Origin of the sequence: Paenarthrobacter sp. NPDC092416, assembly GCF_044755025.1 — a bacterium.
Taxonomy (GTDB): Bacteria; Actinomycetota; Actinomycetes; order Actinomycetales; family Micrococcaceae; genus Arthrobacter.
In genome coordinates this window covers 305,864-321,190 of sequence record NZ_JBIVQG010000003.1, presented here as the reverse complement: position 1 = coordinate 321,190, position 15,327 = coordinate 305,864, and the positions used below count along the sequence as shown (strand labels likewise).

Annotated in this window: 18 protein-coding genes and 1 pseudogene; 14 read left to right on the top strand and 5 right to left on the bottom strand. The window is 63.9% G+C overall.

The annotated features are described in order from the left end of the window. Positions 1-291: 291 nt before the first annotated feature. Together ACIQC5_RS09265 and ACIQC5_RS09260 are read left to right on the top strand one after the other, a co-directional pair. On the top strand, positions 292-669 hold the full coding sequence (locus ACIQC5_RS09265; protein WP_400280729.1) for an META domain-containing protein: 378 nt from the start codon (positions 292-294) through the stop codon (positions 667-669). 103 nt (positions 670-772) lie between these two features. Beyond that, positions 773-1,774 (top strand): LacI family DNA-binding transcriptional regulator, encoded by a 1,002-nt coding sequence (locus ACIQC5_RS09260; RefSeq protein WP_400280727.1) that lies wholly within the window; start codon positions 773-775, stop codon positions 1,772-1,774. Positions 1,775-1,905: 131 nt separating this feature from the next. Here the strand turns inward: ACIQC5_RS09260 and ACIQC5_RS09255 are convergent, their stop codons facing one another. Both ACIQC5_RS09255 and ACIQC5_RS09250 read right to left on the bottom strand, forming a co-directional pair. After that, complete coding sequence (locus ACIQC5_RS09255) at positions 1,906-3,210, bottom strand: MFS transporter (RefSeq protein ID WP_400280725.1); 1,305 nt, start codon at positions 3,208-3,210, stop codon at positions 1,906-1,908. 121 nt (positions 3,211-3,331) lie between these two features. Further along, positions 3,332-3,499, bottom strand: a complete 168-nt coding sequence (locus ACIQC5_RS09250; protein WP_400280723.1) for a hypothetical protein — start codon at positions 3,497-3,499, stop codon at positions 3,332-3,334. Between the two features lie 208 nt (positions 3,500-3,707). On the opposite strand from ACIQC5_RS09250, the gene ACIQC5_RS09245 reads away from it, so the two are divergent. The 4 genes from ACIQC5_RS09245 to ACIQC5_RS09230 all read left to right on the top strand — a co-directional run bounded on the left by ACIQC5_RS09245 (position 3,708) and on the right by ACIQC5_RS09230 (position 7,370). Further along, the gene (locus ACIQC5_RS09245) at positions 3,708-4,511 is read left to right on the top strand and encodes a hypothetical protein (protein WP_400280917.1); all 804 of its coding nucleotides are present in this window, start codon (positions 3,708-3,710) and stop codon (positions 4,509-4,511) included. After that, positions 4,495-5,244: a LamB/YcsF family protein gene (locus ACIQC5_RS09240; protein ID WP_400280721.1), complete on the top strand. Its 750-nt coding sequence runs from the start codon at positions 4,495-4,497 to the stop codon at positions 5,242-5,244. Before ACIQC5_RS09245 ends, ACIQC5_RS09240 begins: the two co-directional genes overlap by 17 nt. 28 nt (positions 5,245-5,272) lie before the next feature. Then, on the top strand, positions 5,273-6,067 hold the full coding sequence (locus ACIQC5_RS09235) for a biotin-dependent carboxyltransferase family protein (protein ID WP_400280719.1): 795 nt from the start codon (positions 5,273-5,275) through the stop codon (positions 6,065-6,067). A 118-nt stretch (positions 6,068-6,185) separates the two neighbouring features. Continuing rightward, complete coding sequence (locus ACIQC5_RS09230; RefSeq protein WP_400280717.1) at positions 6,186-7,370, top strand: Fic family protein; 1,185 nt, start codon at positions 6,186-6,188, stop codon at positions 7,368-7,370. Between the two features lie 13 nt (positions 7,371-7,383). Here the strand turns inward: ACIQC5_RS09230 and ACIQC5_RS09225 are convergent, their stop codons facing one another. Beyond that, positions 7,384-8,739, bottom strand: coding sequence for a DUF445 domain-containing protein (locus ACIQC5_RS09225; RefSeq protein ID WP_400280715.1), 1,356 nt, complete (start codon positions 8,737-8,739; stop codon positions 7,384-7,386). A gap of 49 nt (positions 8,740-8,788) precedes the next feature. On the opposite strand from ACIQC5_RS09225, the pseudogene ACIQC5_RS09220 reads away from it, so the two are divergent. Continuing rightward, positions 8,789-9,673 (top strand): annotated as a pseudogene (locus ACIQC5_RS09220) (glycerophosphodiester phosphodiesterase family protein); the annotation flags it as partial. Here ACIQC5_RS09220 and ACIQC5_RS09215 read toward each other — a convergent pair. Continuing rightward, positions 9,665-10,402, bottom strand: coding sequence for a fumarylacetoacetate hydrolase family protein (locus ACIQC5_RS09215; RefSeq protein ID WP_400280713.1), 738 nt, complete (start codon positions 10,400-10,402; stop codon positions 9,665-9,667). The pseudogene ACIQC5_RS09220 and the gene ACIQC5_RS09215 overlap by 9 nt on opposite strands. Positions 10,403-10,529: 127 nt before the next feature. Between ACIQC5_RS09215 and ACIQC5_RS09210 the strand changes: the two genes are divergently transcribed. Genes ACIQC5_RS09210 through ACIQC5_RS09200 form a run of 3 tightly spaced genes read left to right on the top strand, consistent with a single transcriptional unit; the run spans position 10,530 to position 12,051 of the window. Further along, positions 10,530-10,964 (top strand): hypothetical protein, encoded by a 435-nt coding sequence (locus tag ACIQC5_RS09210; protein ID WP_400280711.1) that lies wholly within the window; start codon positions 10,530-10,532, stop codon positions 10,962-10,964. Next, positions 10,961-11,743 (top strand): AzlC family ABC transporter permease, encoded by a 783-nt coding sequence (locus ACIQC5_RS09205; protein WP_400280709.1) that lies wholly within the window; start codon positions 10,961-10,963, stop codon positions 11,741-11,743. Before ACIQC5_RS09210 ends, ACIQC5_RS09205 begins: the two co-directional genes overlap by 4 nt. Further along, entirely contained in the window at positions 11,740-12,051 is a 312-nt protein-coding gene (locus ACIQC5_RS09200; RefSeq protein ID WP_400280707.1) for an AzlD domain-containing protein, read from the top strand. Before ACIQC5_RS09205 ends, ACIQC5_RS09200 begins: the two co-directional genes overlap by 4 nt. Positions 12,052-12,107: 56 nt before the next feature. Here the strand turns inward: ACIQC5_RS09200 and ACIQC5_RS09195 are convergent, their stop codons facing one another. After that, on the bottom strand, positions 12,108-12,737 hold the full coding sequence (locus ACIQC5_RS09195; protein ID WP_400280705.1) for a TetR/AcrR family transcriptional regulator: 630 nt from the start codon (positions 12,735-12,737) through the stop codon (positions 12,108-12,110). Between the two features lie 91 nt (positions 12,738-12,828). Between ACIQC5_RS09195 and ACIQC5_RS09190 the strand changes: the two genes are divergently transcribed. Genes ACIQC5_RS09190 through ACIQC5_RS09175 form a run of 4 tightly spaced genes read left to right on the top strand, consistent with a single transcriptional unit; the run spans position 12,829 to position 15,327 of the window. Continuing rightward, positions 12,829-13,161, top strand: a complete 333-nt coding sequence (locus ACIQC5_RS09190) for an MTH1187 family thiamine-binding protein (RefSeq protein WP_400280703.1) — start codon at positions 12,829-12,831, stop codon at positions 13,159-13,161. Positions 13,162-13,201: 40 nt separating this feature from the next. Next, positions 13,202-13,873: an O-methyltransferase gene (locus ACIQC5_RS09185; RefSeq protein ID WP_400280701.1), complete on the top strand. Its 672-nt coding sequence runs from the start codon at positions 13,202-13,204 to the stop codon at positions 13,871-13,873. Positions 13,874-13,876: 3 nt separating this feature from the next. Next, on the top strand, positions 13,877-14,380 hold the full coding sequence (locus tag ACIQC5_RS09180; RefSeq protein ID WP_400280699.1) for a GNAT family N-acetyltransferase: 504 nt from the start codon (positions 13,877-13,879) through the stop codon (positions 14,378-14,380). Between the two features lie 47 nt (positions 14,381-14,427). Beyond that, positions 14,428-15,327, top strand: coding sequence for a spermidine synthase (locus tag ACIQC5_RS09175; protein WP_400280697.1), 900 nt, complete (start codon positions 14,428-14,430; stop codon positions 15,325-15,327).

The following is a 15,327-nucleotide window of genomic DNA, read 5'->3' as shown; positions in this document are numbered from 1 at the left end:
AAGCCGCGTCACGAATTTGAGGGTCCCCACACATAACCAATGCTCACCTTGGAGAGCCCCGCAGATTGAGCCGTCGCCCTTTTCGGCCGCGATCGCGGGTTAGCCAAGTCTGCAGCGGCGGGTGTGGCGGGTTCTGGGGCCCGCCCGGGGCGCCGTCGCTGCGGCAGGTGGGCAAAGTGCGGTCGGTCGTCTGAGTCGCGACCGACCGCACCCTTTGATGGTCATGTAGCCTTCGCGGCGAGTTCGCCCGGTGGCTGGTGGCCGTGGGTGCGCGGCCCTAGACTGTGCCGCATGCTGCTGACCCAGTCCCGCCCGCTCCGCGCTGCCTGCCTTGCCGTCATTGGGATCGCAGTCCTGTCCGGGTGTGTGGGAGCGACCAGTCCTTTCGTTGGTGCGTGGGGTGACACGAACGACGCCAAGCAACCGTCCCTGGAACTCATGTCCGACGGCAGTGCAAGCGGGACTGACGGCTGCAACCGACTGGTGGGCTCGTGGTCCGAGGACGGTAAAACAGTAAGCTTCGGCGGCTTCTCCTCCACCCGGATGGCCTGCGAAGGGGTGGACACGTGGCTTTCCAATGCCGCCACTGCCAAGATCCAGGAGGATGGGAAGCTGGCCGTGTTTGGTCAGGGTGGCACCCAGATCGGTACTTTGTCGGCTCGGCACTAGGTTCCGCAGGCGTTCTACATGAGGCGCCGCTCCCGGCGTCAGCTTCCGGTGTGCGTGCTTAGAACGTTCTATAGACTGGCTGCGGCACGAGCGAAGGAGGGCCATGACCGGGAAACGTCCCACCTTGATGGACGTAGCTGAGGCCGCCGGTGTGTCAAGGGCGCTCGTCTCGATCGTCATGCGTGACGCGCCGGGTGCCTCCGAAGCCACACGCCAAAAAGTGCAGGAAGCTGCGCGCCAGTTGGGGTACAGGCCGGACAGCCGGGCCAGGCTTCTGCGGAGCAGCCGCACAAGGCTTCTGGGTGTCAGCTTTTCCACCTCCCACGCTTTCCACGCCGAAATTGTGGACGCTGCGTATGCCGGTGCCCAGGCGCGTGGATACGAAATCGCGCTGAGCGCAGTTACCGATGACCGGCCGGAGTCACGGGCAATCGAATCCCTCCTCGATCTGGGATGCGAGGCACTGATCATGATTTCTCCAACATTGGGCGAGCCCGAGCTGGCTGGCTACGCTGCCCGGTTGCCAGTGGTTAGCCTGCTCCGTGACGACGTCGGCGAGTCCCTCGATTCCATCAGCAGCGACGACCATGCCGGTATCAGGATTGCCGTGGAGTACCTCGCCTCGCTGGGCCATCGCAGCATTGCCCACATCGACGGCGGCCACACCATCTCGGGTCCGGAACGCCGGGATGCCTTCCGCGCCGAGATGACCGCCCGCGGGCTGGAGGTCAGGATCATCCCTGGTGGTCCCACTGAAGAAGACGGGCTTCGTGCCGGCCGCGAATTGTTGGATGACCTTCCCACCGCCGTCATCGCCTTCAACGACCGCTGTGCCCTCGGAGTCTGGGAGAGTTTCCGGGCTGCGGGACTCCGTGTTCCGGAAGACGTCTCGGTCCTGGGCTACGACGACAGCCAGTTCGCCCGACTCAGCTACGTACAGTTGTCGTCCATCAGCCAAGACGCGCCCCTTCTCGCCCGGGCTGCGGTGGACCGTGCCATCGACCGGTTGGAAGGCTCGACGTCGCCCGCCCACCTTGTGCGGACGCCGCACCTGGTACTTCGGAGCACCACGGCGCCGGTCAACGAGCATCAGCAGGGCAAGTAACCGCCTCCGGTGTGGCGCACCAGTTCCCGCCATCCGCTCCAGCTGTGCCTGGTGCGCTGGGCGTGAAGTGGTGCGGGCCCAGGCCGTTCCTGCGGCCATGGGGCACGTCCTTACTTGCGGTAGTGAACAGGCTACACAGCGTCGGGCTGTGTGTCTGCGGACTCGGAATCGATGGAATCCGAAGTCAGCGGATTCTGGATCTCGTCGGTAGTCATGCGGCCCGCGAAGAGTGCCACGAATGCCATGATCGGGCACACCAAACCGGCGATGAGGAAAATGAGCCAGATCGGCACCGCCTCCGCCACGGGACCCGCCAGGGCCATCGAAACCGGCATCAGTGCCAGCGACACGAAGAAATCGAGGCTGGAAATCCGGCCCAGCAGTTGGCGTGGAACGCGGCGCTGGAGGAGCGTGCCCCAAATGACCACGCCGATGCCTTCGGTGAGCCCGAAGATCAGCATTGCGGCACCGAGCACCCAGAAGTTGTTGATGACTCCGATTGCGGCAACGGGCAGGCTGCCCAAGCCCCACGTCACCACCATGACGGTCAGGTAGCGTCGTGGCAGCCGGAACGAAGCCGTGGCCAGCGCGGCCAAAGCGCTACCGGCACCCATGATGGCCAGCAGGAACCCGAACATCCGCGAGTCGCCGCCAAGCTGGTCTTGGACCACAAACGGCAACAGAACCTCGATGGGGCCGATCAGGAACAGCACGGACAGGCACGCCCAGATCAAGGTCCACAACAACCACGGTGTCCGGATGGTGTAGGCGAAACCCTCCCTGAGGTCGTGGAAGAAGGAGCTCGGAGTGTGCGGTTCGTCGTGCTCGTGGCCTCGACCTTCCAAGGCTTCGCGGCTCAGGAAGTTCAGGATGCCAAATGCCAGGAAGTGGCAAACGGCCACGCCGGCCACGGCGTGCGCCGGCGAAAGAGTTGCCACCACGATGCCGGCAATGGCAGGACCGGCGGCTTGCTGCAGGATCGGCCGGACTGTGCCTTCCATGCCATTTGCGGCCAGGAGATCCTGGGCGGGCAAGATACGCGGCAGCATGGCCGAATATGCCGGAAAGAAGAAGGCCTGCCCAACTCCAAGGATGAACGCACCGACGGCCAAGTGCCACAGTTGGATGATGTCCAGCATGGCAAGCAGGGTGACAGTGCCGATCACGGCCAGGTTGGCGCCCTCAACGGCGATAATCAGGAGCCTCTGCGGGAATCGGTCGGCTGCGATGCCACCCACCAGCACGAACGCCACCAAACCGATACTCGCCGCAGTTGCCACCAACGACAATTCCAACGGGCCGCCGCCGAGGTGGATCACCTCGTAGACCATGGCCACGGCCCACATGCCCGAGCCGAAAATGGAAATGGACAGCGCGGAAATCAGCACACGGAATTCCCGGTGGGCAAAGGGACGCAGCGCTCTGAGTGCGGCCATCCCACTAGCCTAAGCCTGCTCGGCGAGGCTGTGGAGGGGAAGTGTGGCGCAGGGTTGCACTACCCGCTTGGGCGACCAGCGGGACTTGGGCGACCAGCGGGAAGCGCGGGAGGTCCGGAAGTTATGAAGCGCCCGACGGCGGGGCGTCGCCGTCGTCGGTATCCGGCCCTTCGGCGGGTTCCTGACTATGCAAACCGGTATCGTGCGAAACCCAGCCGTCCGTTTCGCCTTCTGCCGGAGCGTCGCTGTGGTGACGGGTCACGTGTTCGATCTTGTCTGTTGCCTTCATTCCGGATTCTCCCTGTCCACTGTGGGACTGCTCGGACTTCTTCCGTGAACGCACCCAAGTCTACGCCGGGTGGTGCCACTTGTGGGGCCCGGTGTGCGCGGAAATGGGGACTGGAAGGGCGTAGTGCGGGCCCCGCAACGGAAGGTTTGGCATAGGCTGAACCCACTGGCTTTCCATCCAAACCGACTAGATGAACGCAGAGGTGAAGATGCCCAAGCGCCCCAACCCGGCGGTGAAGATCGCCACGGAAACCGCCCACAACGCAGTGTTCGACGCCGAAGGAAACACCAAGCCCGGCGTGCACAACGTGCTGTTGAAAGCTGTGGATGTCCAACGCCCCCTGGTCCTCGCCAACCTGCGGCGGATGCAGCGCCGCCACCCCCAAGCCTCACCGGCCCAGTTGGCTGCAAAACTTGAGCGCGACTATCTGGCTGCGGTGGCCGGCGGAGGAGCAGCGGTAGGGGCTACCGCCGTCGTGCCTGGTCTTGGAACGGCGGCCTCGCTGGGACTATCAGCAGTGGCCACGGTCGGCTTCCTTGAAGCCACGGCTCTGTATGCGGCGTCGCTCGCCGAACTGCACGGTATTCGCCTGACCGAACCCGAGCGGGCGAGGACCATGGTCATGGCCATCATGCTCGGTGAGGAAGGGACGTCTTTGCTCGGTGCCCTGAGCGGGCAGTCGATGGGGCGCGGGAAGGGCGTGACCAATGCGTGGGGCCGGACCCTGACCAAGAAGATTCCCGGAAGTGGTTTCGGCGTCATCCGTGATGCCATTCAACGCGCGTTCCTGAAAAACCTGGTGAAGCGTCAAGGGACAGCCTTCCTGGGCCGGGCTTTGCCTTTCGGTATCGGTGCCGTTGTGGGCGGCGCCGGAAACCTCATGATGGGCAGGGCCGTGGCCGCAACAGCCAAACAAGCTTTCGGTGCCTTGCCGGAAAACATTCCGGGCGAGCTGCTCCCAGCCGCCCCAAAACCCTCGCTGGAAGGCGGTATTAGTGGACCTGAACGCTGATTTGGGGGAGTCCTTCGGCTCCTGGACCATGGGTGACGACGCCGCGATGTTCCGCATCGTGAGCAGCGCCAACGTGGCCTGCGGTTTCCACGCCGGAGACCCCCTGACCATGTTGGACAGCTGTCGGGCAGCCTTCGAACTGGACGTCCGGGTGGGCGCGCACGTGGGATATCGTGACTTGGCTGGCTTCGGGCGGCGATCGCTGGACATGAGCTTCGACGACCTGTTTGGCGATGTCCTGTATCAACTGGGCGCCCTGGACGGCATGGCCCACGCGGTGGGCGCCTCCGTGGATTACGTGAAGCCGCACGGTGCGCTGTACAACCGGATTGTGCACGACGCCGAGCAGGCCGAAGCCGTGGTGGCCGCCGTGCACGCATACGACCCCGGCCTTCCCGTGTTGGGTTTGCCGCACTCAGCATTCCTTCGCTTGGCCGAGGAATCCGGGCATCCGGTGTTCCGCGAAGCATTCGTGGACCGGAGCTACTTGCCGGACGGCACGCTGATGCCGCGCTCGCAGGAAGGCGCCGTACTCCATGACCCTGCCGCCGTGGTGGCGCAGGCCGTTCGCCTCGCTACGAAGGGCGAGGTTGTTGCCGTGGATGGAACTGTGGTGCCTGTTCGTGCGGATTCCCTGTGTATCCACGGCGACACACCAGGTGCCGTGCAGATGGCCGCGGCCGTGCGGGCGGGCCTTCAGGACGTTGGGGTGCAGATTGAAGCTTTTGCCTAAGGCAGGCTAAGGACTTGAAGGGAATCTGATGGGTGCAGTGGTGGTGGATCCGGGCGCTTTGGCGTTGGTGCTGGAACCGGACCAGGCGTTGGACAGGGCATCGATGAACCTGGCCAACACTTTGGTTGGGAACCCCGGTTCGGCATCTGGGCTTGAGGTTTTGGTGGGCGGCTTGAAGCTGCGGTTCGTCACGGGATCGGCTGTGGCGGTCACCGGCGCCGAGGGCCTGACCAAGCTGAACGGATCTGAACTGCCGTTGAACACGGCAGTCCGAGTGGCTCCAGGGGCTGTCCTGGAATTCGGGCCTGCGCTGTTCGGGATCCGCTATTACGTGGCGGTTCAGGGTGGCTTCGAGGGGCGCATGGAACCGTTGCAGGCCGGAGATTCTGTCACCTTCGGCCGCCCGCACGGCCACGGTTTCCCCGCAGACAGCCAGACCCCACGGCGCGCCTTGGATCCTGAACGGCCGGTGGTTGCCAGGGTGGCGCGTGGCCCGCGGGCCGGAGATTACGACGCCGGTACTTGGCACCAGTTGACCACCGAACCGTGGATTCTCTCGCCGGAGTCCGATCGAGCGGGTGCGCGGCTGGCGGGAAGACCGCTTGAGGTGGCCAGTGCGCCTGAGCCTGCCCGGGCTCCAGCCGCCGAAACCCCGGTGTTGGCTACAGGCTCGGTCTTGCTGCCGGCGTCGGGCCTTCCGATCATTGCGCTGGCCGGCCATCCGCCCACCAGTGAGTCCCCGGTCATCGCAGTGGTCCGCGACGAAGATCTGGATCTTCTGGGCCAAGCGCGCCCCGGGCAGATGGTGCACTTGCTGGGATGAGAAAATTGACGGCTGATTTTCTCAGGAATGGCGGTTTGTGAGAAAATTGACGGCTGATTTTCTCAAGAAGTGATGTTTATGAGAATATTGATGATCAATCTTCTCAAAGGAGGGCACCGTGACCGACTCACGTACGTGGCCACCCATCAGCTATGAAGAGCGCCCATGGTCAACAGAGCCTGCAGCGGGCGGGTCCAGGCGGCAACGCCTGATGGCTCGCGGGCCATACCTGGCCGCCGTTCCGGCCGGAATTGCAGGAATCGAACCGGTCATTGGTTCCCGGACCCAAGCGTTGGTTGAAGCCGCAACTGTGGAAATGGTCCGCTTCGATGCCGAATTAGGGCAGGACTCGGCACCTTTCGCAGCGTTGCTGCTGCGCAGCGAGTCGGCATCGAGTTCGCAGATCGAGAACCTGACGGCAGGGGCCCGGAAGATTGTGCTGGCACAGTTGGGCGACCGATCCAGTATCAATGCTTCGCTCATAGCGTCCAACGTTGAGGCGATGCAGGCTGCCATTGCGTTGTCTGAGGACCTGACCGTGGACAATATCGGGGCCATGCACCACACGCTACTGTCGTCCACAGACCAAGTCATTGCCGGTGAATACCGCAATTCCCAGGTCTGGATCCGCGGGAATTCGCCGCACTCAGCGGAGTTTGTGCCACCTCATCACGAGCGTGTCATGGATGCCATGCAGGATCTCGTCGAGTTCATGCAGCGGGACGATATTCCCGCGCTGATACAAGCTGCCGTGGCGCACGCGCAGTTCGAGACCATCCATCCGTTTGCGGACGGAAACGGACGCACCGGCCGGGCCATTGTCAGCGCCTTGCTCCGGGCGAAGGGAGTAACTGAGCGGGTCACGATTCCCGTGTCTTCAGGGCTCTTGACTGACACCCGCCTGTACTTCGATGCCTTGGGCGCCTACCGTCAGGGTGATGTCCTGCCCATCGTGGAGCGATTCGCTGAGTCCGCGATGTTTGCAGTCGACAACGGCCGCTTGCTCGCCGCCGATATCCGTGCTGCAGTGTTGGGATTTCGAGCCAGCGTTGGAACCGCGCAGGAGTCGATACGAAAGATCATGGAGTTGCTGCCGCGGGAGCCTGCGATCACTGCGGAGATGGCCGCGGAATACACGGGAGTGTCACCAGCGACTGCGTATCGCGCGGTGCAACGGTTGGAAGCGGTCGGCATTTTGACGCCCGCCGGAAAGGTCCGTGGCGTCAGCGCATGGATTGCGGGTGACATCATCGCGGCACTGGATGACTTCGCTGCGCGGGCGGGCCGCCGGACCCGCCACTAACCGGCTCCGGAACCTACCCGAACAACAAATGCGCCACCGTGAAGATCGCCAGCCCGGCCAGCGCACCCACCACGGTGCCGTTGATGCGGATGTACTGAAGGTCCTTGCCCACCTGAAGTTCGATTTTCTGTGAGGTTTCCTCGGCATCCCAACGGGCCACAGTATCCGAGATAACCCCGGCGATGTCCGAGCGGTAGGTGTTCACGAGGTATCCGGCGGCGTCGCCGATCCACGCGTTGACCTTGCCCGCCAGTTCGTCGTCGTTGACCAGTCGCGAACCGAAGTCGCGGACGGCGCTCTTGAAGCGCTGGCTCAGTTCGCTGTCGGGATCGTCGACGGCGGTCAGCAGCGCATTCTTGACCGTTCCCCACGTGCGGGACGCCAGTTCGCGGACCTCCGGATCGCCCAGGATCTGCGCCTTGATAGCTTCAGCCCGCTCGATCATGGCGGGATCGTGCTGGAGGTCCTGGGCGAGGTCCGTCAGGTAGGCATCGATCGACTGCCGCACCTGGTGGTTTGGGTCCTGCTGAACAGCACGCACAAACTTCAGCAGTTCCACGTACACCTTGTCGCCCACGAGCCCGTCCACGAACGACGGCACCCACAGCGGCGAACGGTCCGATACAAGCCGGTTCACCGTGGAATGGTTGGCGTCCACCCAGTCGGCGGCGCGGTCCACCAGCAGGTCCACCAGTTTGTGATGGTGTCCGTCGGCGAAGATCCGCTCGGCCATCCGCCCCACGGGCGGTCCCCACGGCGGAGTGAGCAGGTGCTTACGGACCATGCCCTCGATGACAGCCTGTACGTCGTCGTCGTTCAATACGGTGAACACGCCGCGGATGACGGCGCCGCCTTCTTTGGCCACACGCTCTGCGCCGCCCGGGCCGGAAAGCCAGGCGCCGGCCTTGCGTGCGATGTCGACGCTGGCCAACTTGTCCTGCACAACTTCCTGGGACAGGAAATTGCTCTCCACAAAGTCGCTCAGTGATTCGCCAATCTGGTCCTTTCGGCGCGGAATGATGGCGGTGTGCGGGATTTTGAGGCCCATGGGGTACTTGAACAGCGCGGTCACGGCGAACCAGTCGGCCAGCGCGCCAACCATTCCGCCCTCGGCGGCCGCGCGGACGTACTCAAGCCACGGGTACTGCTTCTGGAAGGCGAAGGCGACCATGAAGACAACTGCCATCCCGATCAGGAGGGCCAGCGCCAGCCGCTTCATCCGGCGCAGCGCGGCCGCTTTTTCCTCGTCGCCGGCAGAGCGGCCGACGACGGCGGACCCGGGATGAGCGGTTCCCGCACCAGCCGTCCGGGCCGGTTTTGGGCGGTTGGTGACGTCTTCGGCCGGGATTTGTTCAGAGTTCACCTGCATTAGCCCAGCGTAGCCCTGTGCGTGCAGGCGCGTGGGCTACCGTGTCTGCATGATCAGTGACGACTTCGCCCCTCGCCGACCCAAGGTCTACGCCCATCGAGGTGCCAGTGCTGCATTCGCCGAGCACACGCGGGCCGCCTATTTGAAGGCGATCGCGGACGGCGCTGATGGCGTCGAATGCGACGTCCACCTGACCCGGGACCAGCATGTTGTGTTGCTCCACGACGCCAATCTTGACCGGACGTCCACAGGCACCGGACCCGTGGCAGATAAGACGCTGGAGGAGCTTCGCGCCCTGGACTTCTCATCCTGGAAGGGTGCCCGGATTCCTGATGCCTACGGGGGAATCGCCGATCAGCTGCTGACGTTGCCTGAACTCCTGGATATCCTGCGCGGGGCAGGTCGCGAGGTCGGCCTGGCGATAGAACTCAAACACCCCAGCCCATACCAGCTCAAGCTGGAGGACAGGGTGCTGAACGTGCTGGCAGCGGAGGGCTGGACTCCGGAGGAATCCAGGCTGGAGAACATCCAGGTCTCGTTCATGAGCTTCGAACCCGACTCAGTGAAGCACCTGCTCCAGACCGTACCTGCGGAGCACATCTGCCAACTGGTGGACGATATATCCGTCCAGGAGATCCGGCAGGAACTCGGGCTGGGCCCCATCACGGGCGGGGCCGTGGCCAACGTCATGAAAGCGGCGCAGCTTGAAGGCGAACGCATCCTGGACCAAGGCGAGGTAGGCATTGCCGGGCCGGGAATCGACTATGTGCGGCAGCACGCCATGAACGTCCAGCGCTGGTTGGAGTCGGGCCGCGTGTTCCGTGTGTGGACCGTGGACTCCGAGACCGATGTAGCTCTTTGCCAAGGTCTCGGCATCCACGAGATCACCACCAACAAGCCGGCACAGGTCCTCGCGCAGCTCACGTTAGACGACGGTGTTGCTCAGCGTTCCGATGCCGCCGAGGGTGATGTCTACGCGATCACCGGGCTGGACAGCCACGAAGGTGCCGGGCGCACCGGTCATGATGACGTCGCCGGGTTCGAGCGTCAACCATTGAGTCACGTAGACCAAGCACTCCGTAACGCTGGAGGGCAGGTTGAACGACCCTGATGTGGCTTTGACCTCGCCGTTGACGGTGACTTCAGTGCTGACGTTGTCTGGATCGGCAAGTTCCGTTTCTATCCACGGGCCCAGGGGCGTGTAGTTGGTACCGGACTTGCCTTGGAACAGCTTTTCGTCGATCTGGTTCTGATCCACGTTGGTGACGTCGTTGACCACCGAGTAACCGAGGACGTGGTCCAAGGCGTTCTCGGCCGTGAGCTTGTCCGCCCGCTTGCCAATGACAGCTGCCAGCTCGCCCTCGATGTTCACCGTTCCTACGCCACGTACTGCCGCGATGTCGTCGCCGGGTCCGGCAACCGTGTGAACAGATTTATGCCAGGCCTGGATGGGCAGGACATGGCTGTTGTTGCCCAGGTTGTGGCCGATGCCGATGATCACGGAGGGCTGCACGGGAGCCAGGAAGACAGCGTCCTCTTGGGGCGTTGAAGCGCCTGTGAAGGTCAACCGTTCGGCGAAGGGGTCCTCGATGTGGTCCCATCGTCCGTCACGCAAGGCAGCGTGCCGGGCTCCGGCGGGGGTCTTTAGTCGTGCGATGCGCATGGGGCTCCTCTTCGAGTGGTTATGAGAGAAGCTACACCATATTGAACAACGTTCACTACTCTGAACGCATCGGGTGCGTGAAGTGACCCTTTTATGGCGGCATGCACGCTTGTGATTGAGTGGTCTCATGTCACTACGCTGGTCAGCCCGAACTACCCAAACCGCCTCTGCCCTTGGCTTGAGCGCGCTTCTCCTGGCCAGCGCCATGAAGCACTTCCGCACGCCGCAGTTCTACTACCCGGTAGTGCCGGAATACCTGTGCCGCCAGGACGAGGCCGGGAGCCGACCGAATGGACCCATGGCTGTAATGTCCCGTGAGGAATGGGTCGCTTCCAGCGGTCTACTTGAGGCGACCGCCGCCGTCGGGCTCCTGTTTCCCGCTACTCGAAAAGTAGCCGCCGACGGTGTCACGGCGATGTTCACTATATTCCTCGCAGGGCATATTGATGCTTTACGCCGTTCCTATGGACCAGGCGGCACGCAAAAGCAGCGCCGAATCCACGCACTTCGCCTGCCTCTGCAGATTCCGCTCATCGTGTGGTCGTGGAGCCTCCGGAAATGAGCCAGGATGCCGTTCCCCTGAAGCTTCGGGACTCGCCGGCGTTCAAAATCGCAGTGTCACTGAGTATCGCCACTGGTCTTTACGGCGTGTCCTTTGGTGCATTGTCCGTGGCGTCCGGGTTCGATTTCTGGCAAACCATGGTGCTGAGCCTCTTGCTGTTCAGTGGAGGATCCCAGTTTGCTTTCATCGGCGTCGTAGCTGGTGGCGGTTCCGGCGTTGCAGCAATGACGGCCAGTGCGCTGCTCGGGTTGCGCAACGGAATTTACGGCATGCAGCTGAACGCCCTGATGCGTCCCGGTGGCTGGCGCCGCTATGCAGCTGCCCACTTCACCATCGACGAAACCACCGCTACGGCATCGGGCCAGACGGACCCCGATGAACAGCGCCGCGGTTTCTGGACCGCAGGCATCGGAATATTCCTGTTGTGGAATCTTTTTACTGCCATCGGCGCGCTGGCCGGGGACGCCATGGGCGATCCGAAGCAGTGGGGACTCGACGGCGCGGCCGTGGCGGCGTTCCTGGGGCTTCTCTGGCCGCGGCTCAAGGGCCGCGAGCCGTGGGCCATCGCCGCCGCCTGCGCCCTGGCCACCATTCTGGCCGTGCCCTTTGTTCCGTCGGGCGTCCCCATCCTGGTGGCGGCCCTGGTTGCCGGCGTCATCGGCTGGTTCAGCCATGCACGCATGGATGAAGGGCTGGAACCCGACGTGGACCCCTACGCCCATCCCCACAAAGAAAGCATCCACAAGCGGGATCATCACCACGGCGGGAGCGAGTCATGAACCTCTGGCTCTGGATCGGGATTGCTTGTGCGCTGGCGTACCTCACCAAACTCGTGGGCTACTTTGTGCCGGCAAAGCTGCTGCAAAGTCCACGGATCATGCACATCGCCGGCACCATGACCATCGGACTGCTGGCATCACTGACCATCGTGAATGCCCTTGCGTCGGGCCAGGGCTTGGTGCTGGATGCAAGGATCGGAGCTTTGGCCGCAGCCGCGGTGGCACTCTGGCTCAGGGCGCCGTTCCTCGTGGTGGTCATCTCAGGGGCGGCAGCTGCCGCACTGCTCCGGCTGCTCGGCTGGGGCTAAGGCCCTGGGGCACCCAGCCCAGCCAACCCACCTGGCGCCAAGCTCTTGGGGCTGGGCTACACAGCCTCGCTGAACGAAACTCCGGGGATGTCCGACTGCTGCGGCAAGGGGCGCGAAGGGCGTTCCGTCCGGATAGCGTCCTCAATCAGCGCCACAGGACGTTCCCAGGCACGTGAGCCCGGTTCCATGGTGTCCACGGCGCCGATCAGCATGGCCACAAGCCGGACCATGTCCTCGATGGTGATGTCGCGCCGGAGCGAACCCTGGCCTTGGCCGCGCTCCAGGAGCGTACCCATGGTGTCGATGAGTCCACCGGTGATGCCGATCAACAATCCGCGGCGTCCGGCGACGGCATCCAGCAGGTTGGCGTCTTCGCTGGCAACCTGCATGACGGCGTCGATCACGTTGATAAGGCCGACGGCGGCATCCATGCCCTCGAGTGCGGCTTCCGCAACCGGGTCAACGTGGAGCCGGAGCTGCCGCGACAGGGCGGCGAGCACCAGTTGTTCCTTGTCGGAAAAGTTGCGGAACAACGTGGCCGGGCCCACGCCCGCTGTTGCGGCAATGGTCTGCAGGGGAACTTCCGGACCGTGTTCCCGGAAACACTGACGGGCCGCGGTGATGATTTTGTCCACATTACGTGCGGCGTCCGCCCTGAGGGGCTTGCGTTCAGAGGGCTGTTCCATGCTGTCAGATTAGCAATGGAGCGGTGTTCCCCCGTTGTTACGCGGCAGTAGGCCGTTATATGACAAACTCGCACGTGAAACACTGGTTTTCATGTTGCTTGCATTCTCAGTTGCCCCTTCGGGCCAGCCCGCATCCGCCACGCACGGCGGACCCGCCTCCGACGCCTCAGTCCACGACGCCGTCGCGGCGGCGGTCCAAATTGTCCGGGAGTCCGGACTGCCCAACCAGACGGACTCCATGTTCACCACCATCGAAGGTGAATGGGATGAGGTCTTCGACGTCGTCAAACGTGCCACTGAAGCTGTTGGCCAGTTCGGCAGCCGTGTGTCCTTGGTGATCAAAGCCGACATCCGTCCCGGCTACAGCGGGGAGTTGACCGGCAAAGTCGAGCGTCTGGAAGAAGCCATTTCCGCCTCGGAGTAGCGCCTTCCCCCGGGCTGCCACGAGTGCCAGACTGGGGGCCATGATTGAACACGTGACCGAGCCCGGCTGGGTGGACGTCGAGCGTTACTTGACCGACGTCGTCGTTCGTCCCGATCCTGCGCATAAGCGCGCCCTGACATCGGCGGTGGAGGCCGGCATGCCGCCTATCGAGGTGGCGCCCAACGCGGGCAAGCTCCTGAAGATGCTCGTGCAGATGTCCGGGGCCACAAGGGTCCTGGAGATCGGCACCCTTGCCGGGTTCAGCAGCATCTGGATGGCGCAGGGCCTTCCCGACGACGGGCGCCTGGTCACGTGCGAATTCCTGCAGAAACACGCGGACGTCGCCCGGGCGAACGTTGACGCCGCGGGGTTGGGTCACAAAGTGGACATCCGGGTGGGTGCTGCCTTGGACACGCTCCCGACCCTGGTGGGCGAAGGTCCGTTCGACCTGGTGTTCATTGACGCCGACAAGGAAAACGACTCCAACTACCTGGACTGGGCCATCAGGCTGGGCCGGCCGGGGACGGTGATCGTGCTCGACAACGTCATTTGGGACGGTGCGATCCTTGAGCCGGAGCGGGACGAGGTCAATGCCCCAGGCATCGTGAGCGCCCTGGAAATGCTGGGCCAGGATCCCCGACTGGACTCAACGGCCATTCAAACGGTCGGAACCAAGGGCTGGGACGGTTTTGCCCTGGCGCGGGTGCGGTGACGCATGGACTTTACGCTTCGACCAGCCACGGTGGACGATGCCGAGGCCATTGCGATCATGCATGTCCAGTCCTGGCGCGAAAGCTATGCACGCCTGCTCCCGCCGGAATTCTTCGCGGAACAGGAAGCCGCCCTGCCCAACAGGATCGAGCGGTACCGGGCGTCCATCGCGGCCGGCCAGCCACGGATGATCGCCCACGATCCCGACGGCGGACTGGTGGGCATCGCCGCCGCGGGGCCGGGCCGCGACCCGGACAGCCCCTGCGACCTTGAGCTGTTCATGCTCTACACGTTGGAGCGCATCCATGGCCGCGGCGTAGGTCAGGCGCTGGTGGACGCCCTTCTGGGCAATGATGCGGCCTATCTGTGGGTCCTGGATGACAACCCTCGGGCGCAGGCTTTCTACCGACGCAACGGCTTCGTCCCGGACGGCAAGCGGCAGCTCTGCGACCCCTCGTGGCACTCGCTGCCGGAACACCGGATGGTGCGTCCCGCCGTCGAGCCTTAACGCTCGCTCCACTAGGCTGGACGCATGACTCAGGCAGGGCGGCGCTAGTGGCCAAATCCAGCAAGGCTGCAAAAGCGAAACGCTCGACGACGGGGGTCATCGAGGTGCCTTCGGGCACCCGCCCTGACGGTCCGGTAGCGGGCGTTTACTACATCGATACCGGCGACTGCGAGCTGATTCCGGACCAGGACAACTCCAACGGCTGGCTGCTGAAGATCAACGGCGTGATGAGTTCGCATATCGATCTCGCGGATCCGCTGTTCCTGGATTTCGAATACATGCGATGGATCGCGGCGCTGGTGGAGTCACGCTGGCCGCGCCAGGACAAGCCGAAACTGCGTGCGCTGCATTTGGGCGGGGGAGCGTGCTCCATGGCGCGGTACTTCCACGCCGCCTACCCGGACGCGCGACAGGTTGTGGTGGAGCTCGACGGGAAATTGGCCGAGCATGTGCGCGGCTGGTTCGACCTGCCGAAGGCACCGCTGTTGCGGATCCGCGTTGGCGAGGCGCGCCAAGTCACTGAAACGCTCACGCCCGATACCCGGGACCTCATTATCCGGGACGTCTTCGCCGGAGCTTTCACGCCAAGGGCCCTGACCACCCGTGAATTCAATGCCCAGGCGGACGCCGTCTTGGCACCGGACGGACTGTACGTGGTGAACTCCGGCGACGCGCCGGACCTCAAAAACGCCCGGGCCGACGCCGCGACCATCGCCGCTACGTTTGAGCACACGATGATCATCGCCGACCCCGCCATGCTGAAGGGCCGCCGCTACGGGAACATGATCATGGCCGGCAGCCACGTGCCCTTCGGAGATGACCCCGGCCTGGCCCGCAAGCTCCTGGGCGGCGGAGTTCCGGCTCATATTTGGGACGACGCGAAGGTGCGGGCCTTCGCCGCCGGAACGCCGGTGCGGCACGACCCACCTTCAGTTCCGGTTGAGTGA

Coding starts and splice junctions, on each gene's coding strand:
- ACIQC5_RS09265 (WP_400280729.1), top strand. CDS start 292: ATGCTGCTGACCCAGTCCCGCCCGCTCCGCGCTGCCTGCCTTGCCGTC.
- ACIQC5_RS09260 (WP_400280727.1), top strand. CDS start 773: ATGACCGGGAAACGTCCCACCTTGATGGACGTAGCTGAGGCCGCCGGT.
- ACIQC5_RS09255 (WP_400280725.1), bottom strand. CDS start 3,210: ATGGCCGCACTCAGAGCGCTGCGTCCCTTTGCCCACCGGGAATTCCGT.
- ACIQC5_RS09250 (WP_400280723.1), bottom strand. CDS start 3,499: ATGAAGGCAACAGACAAGATCGAACACGTGACCCGTCACCACAGCGAC.
- ACIQC5_RS09245 (WP_400280917.1), top strand. CDS start 3,708: ATGCCCAAGCGCCCCAACCCGGCGGTGAAGATCGCCACGGAAACCGCC.
- ACIQC5_RS09235 (WP_400280719.1), top strand. CDS start 5,273: ATGGGTGCAGTGGTGGTGGATCCGGGCGCTTTGGCGTTGGTGCTGGAA.
- ACIQC5_RS09225 (WP_400280715.1), bottom strand. CDS start 8,739: ATGCAGGTGAACTCTGAACAAATCCCGGCCGAAGACGTCACCAACCGC.
- ACIQC5_RS09215 (WP_400280713.1), bottom strand. CDS start 10,402: ATGCGCATCGCACGACTAAAGACCCCCGCCGGAGCCCGGCACGCTGCC.
- ACIQC5_RS09210 (WP_400280711.1), top strand. CDS start 10,530: ATGTCACTACGCTGGTCAGCCCGAACTACCCAAACCGCCTCTGCCCTT.
- ACIQC5_RS09205 (WP_400280709.1), top strand. CDS start 10,961: ATGAGCCAGGATGCCGTTCCCCTGAAGCTTCGGGACTCGCCGGCGTTC.
- ACIQC5_RS09200 (WP_400280707.1), top strand. CDS start 11,740: ATGAACCTCTGGCTCTGGATCGGGATTGCTTGTGCGCTGGCGTACCTC.
- ACIQC5_RS09195 (WP_400280705.1), bottom strand. CDS start 12,737: ATGGAACAGCCCTCTGAACGCAAGCCCCTCAGGGCGGACGCCGCACGT.
- ACIQC5_RS09190 (WP_400280703.1), top strand. CDS start 12,829: ATGTTGCTTGCATTCTCAGTTGCCCCTTCGGGCCAGCCCGCATCCGCC.
- ACIQC5_RS09185 (WP_400280701.1), top strand. CDS start 13,202: ATGATTGAACACGTGACCGAGCCCGGCTGGGTGGACGTCGAGCGTTAC.
- ACIQC5_RS09180 (WP_400280699.1), top strand. CDS start 13,877: ATGGACTTTACGCTTCGACCAGCCACGGTGGACGATGCCGAGGCCATT.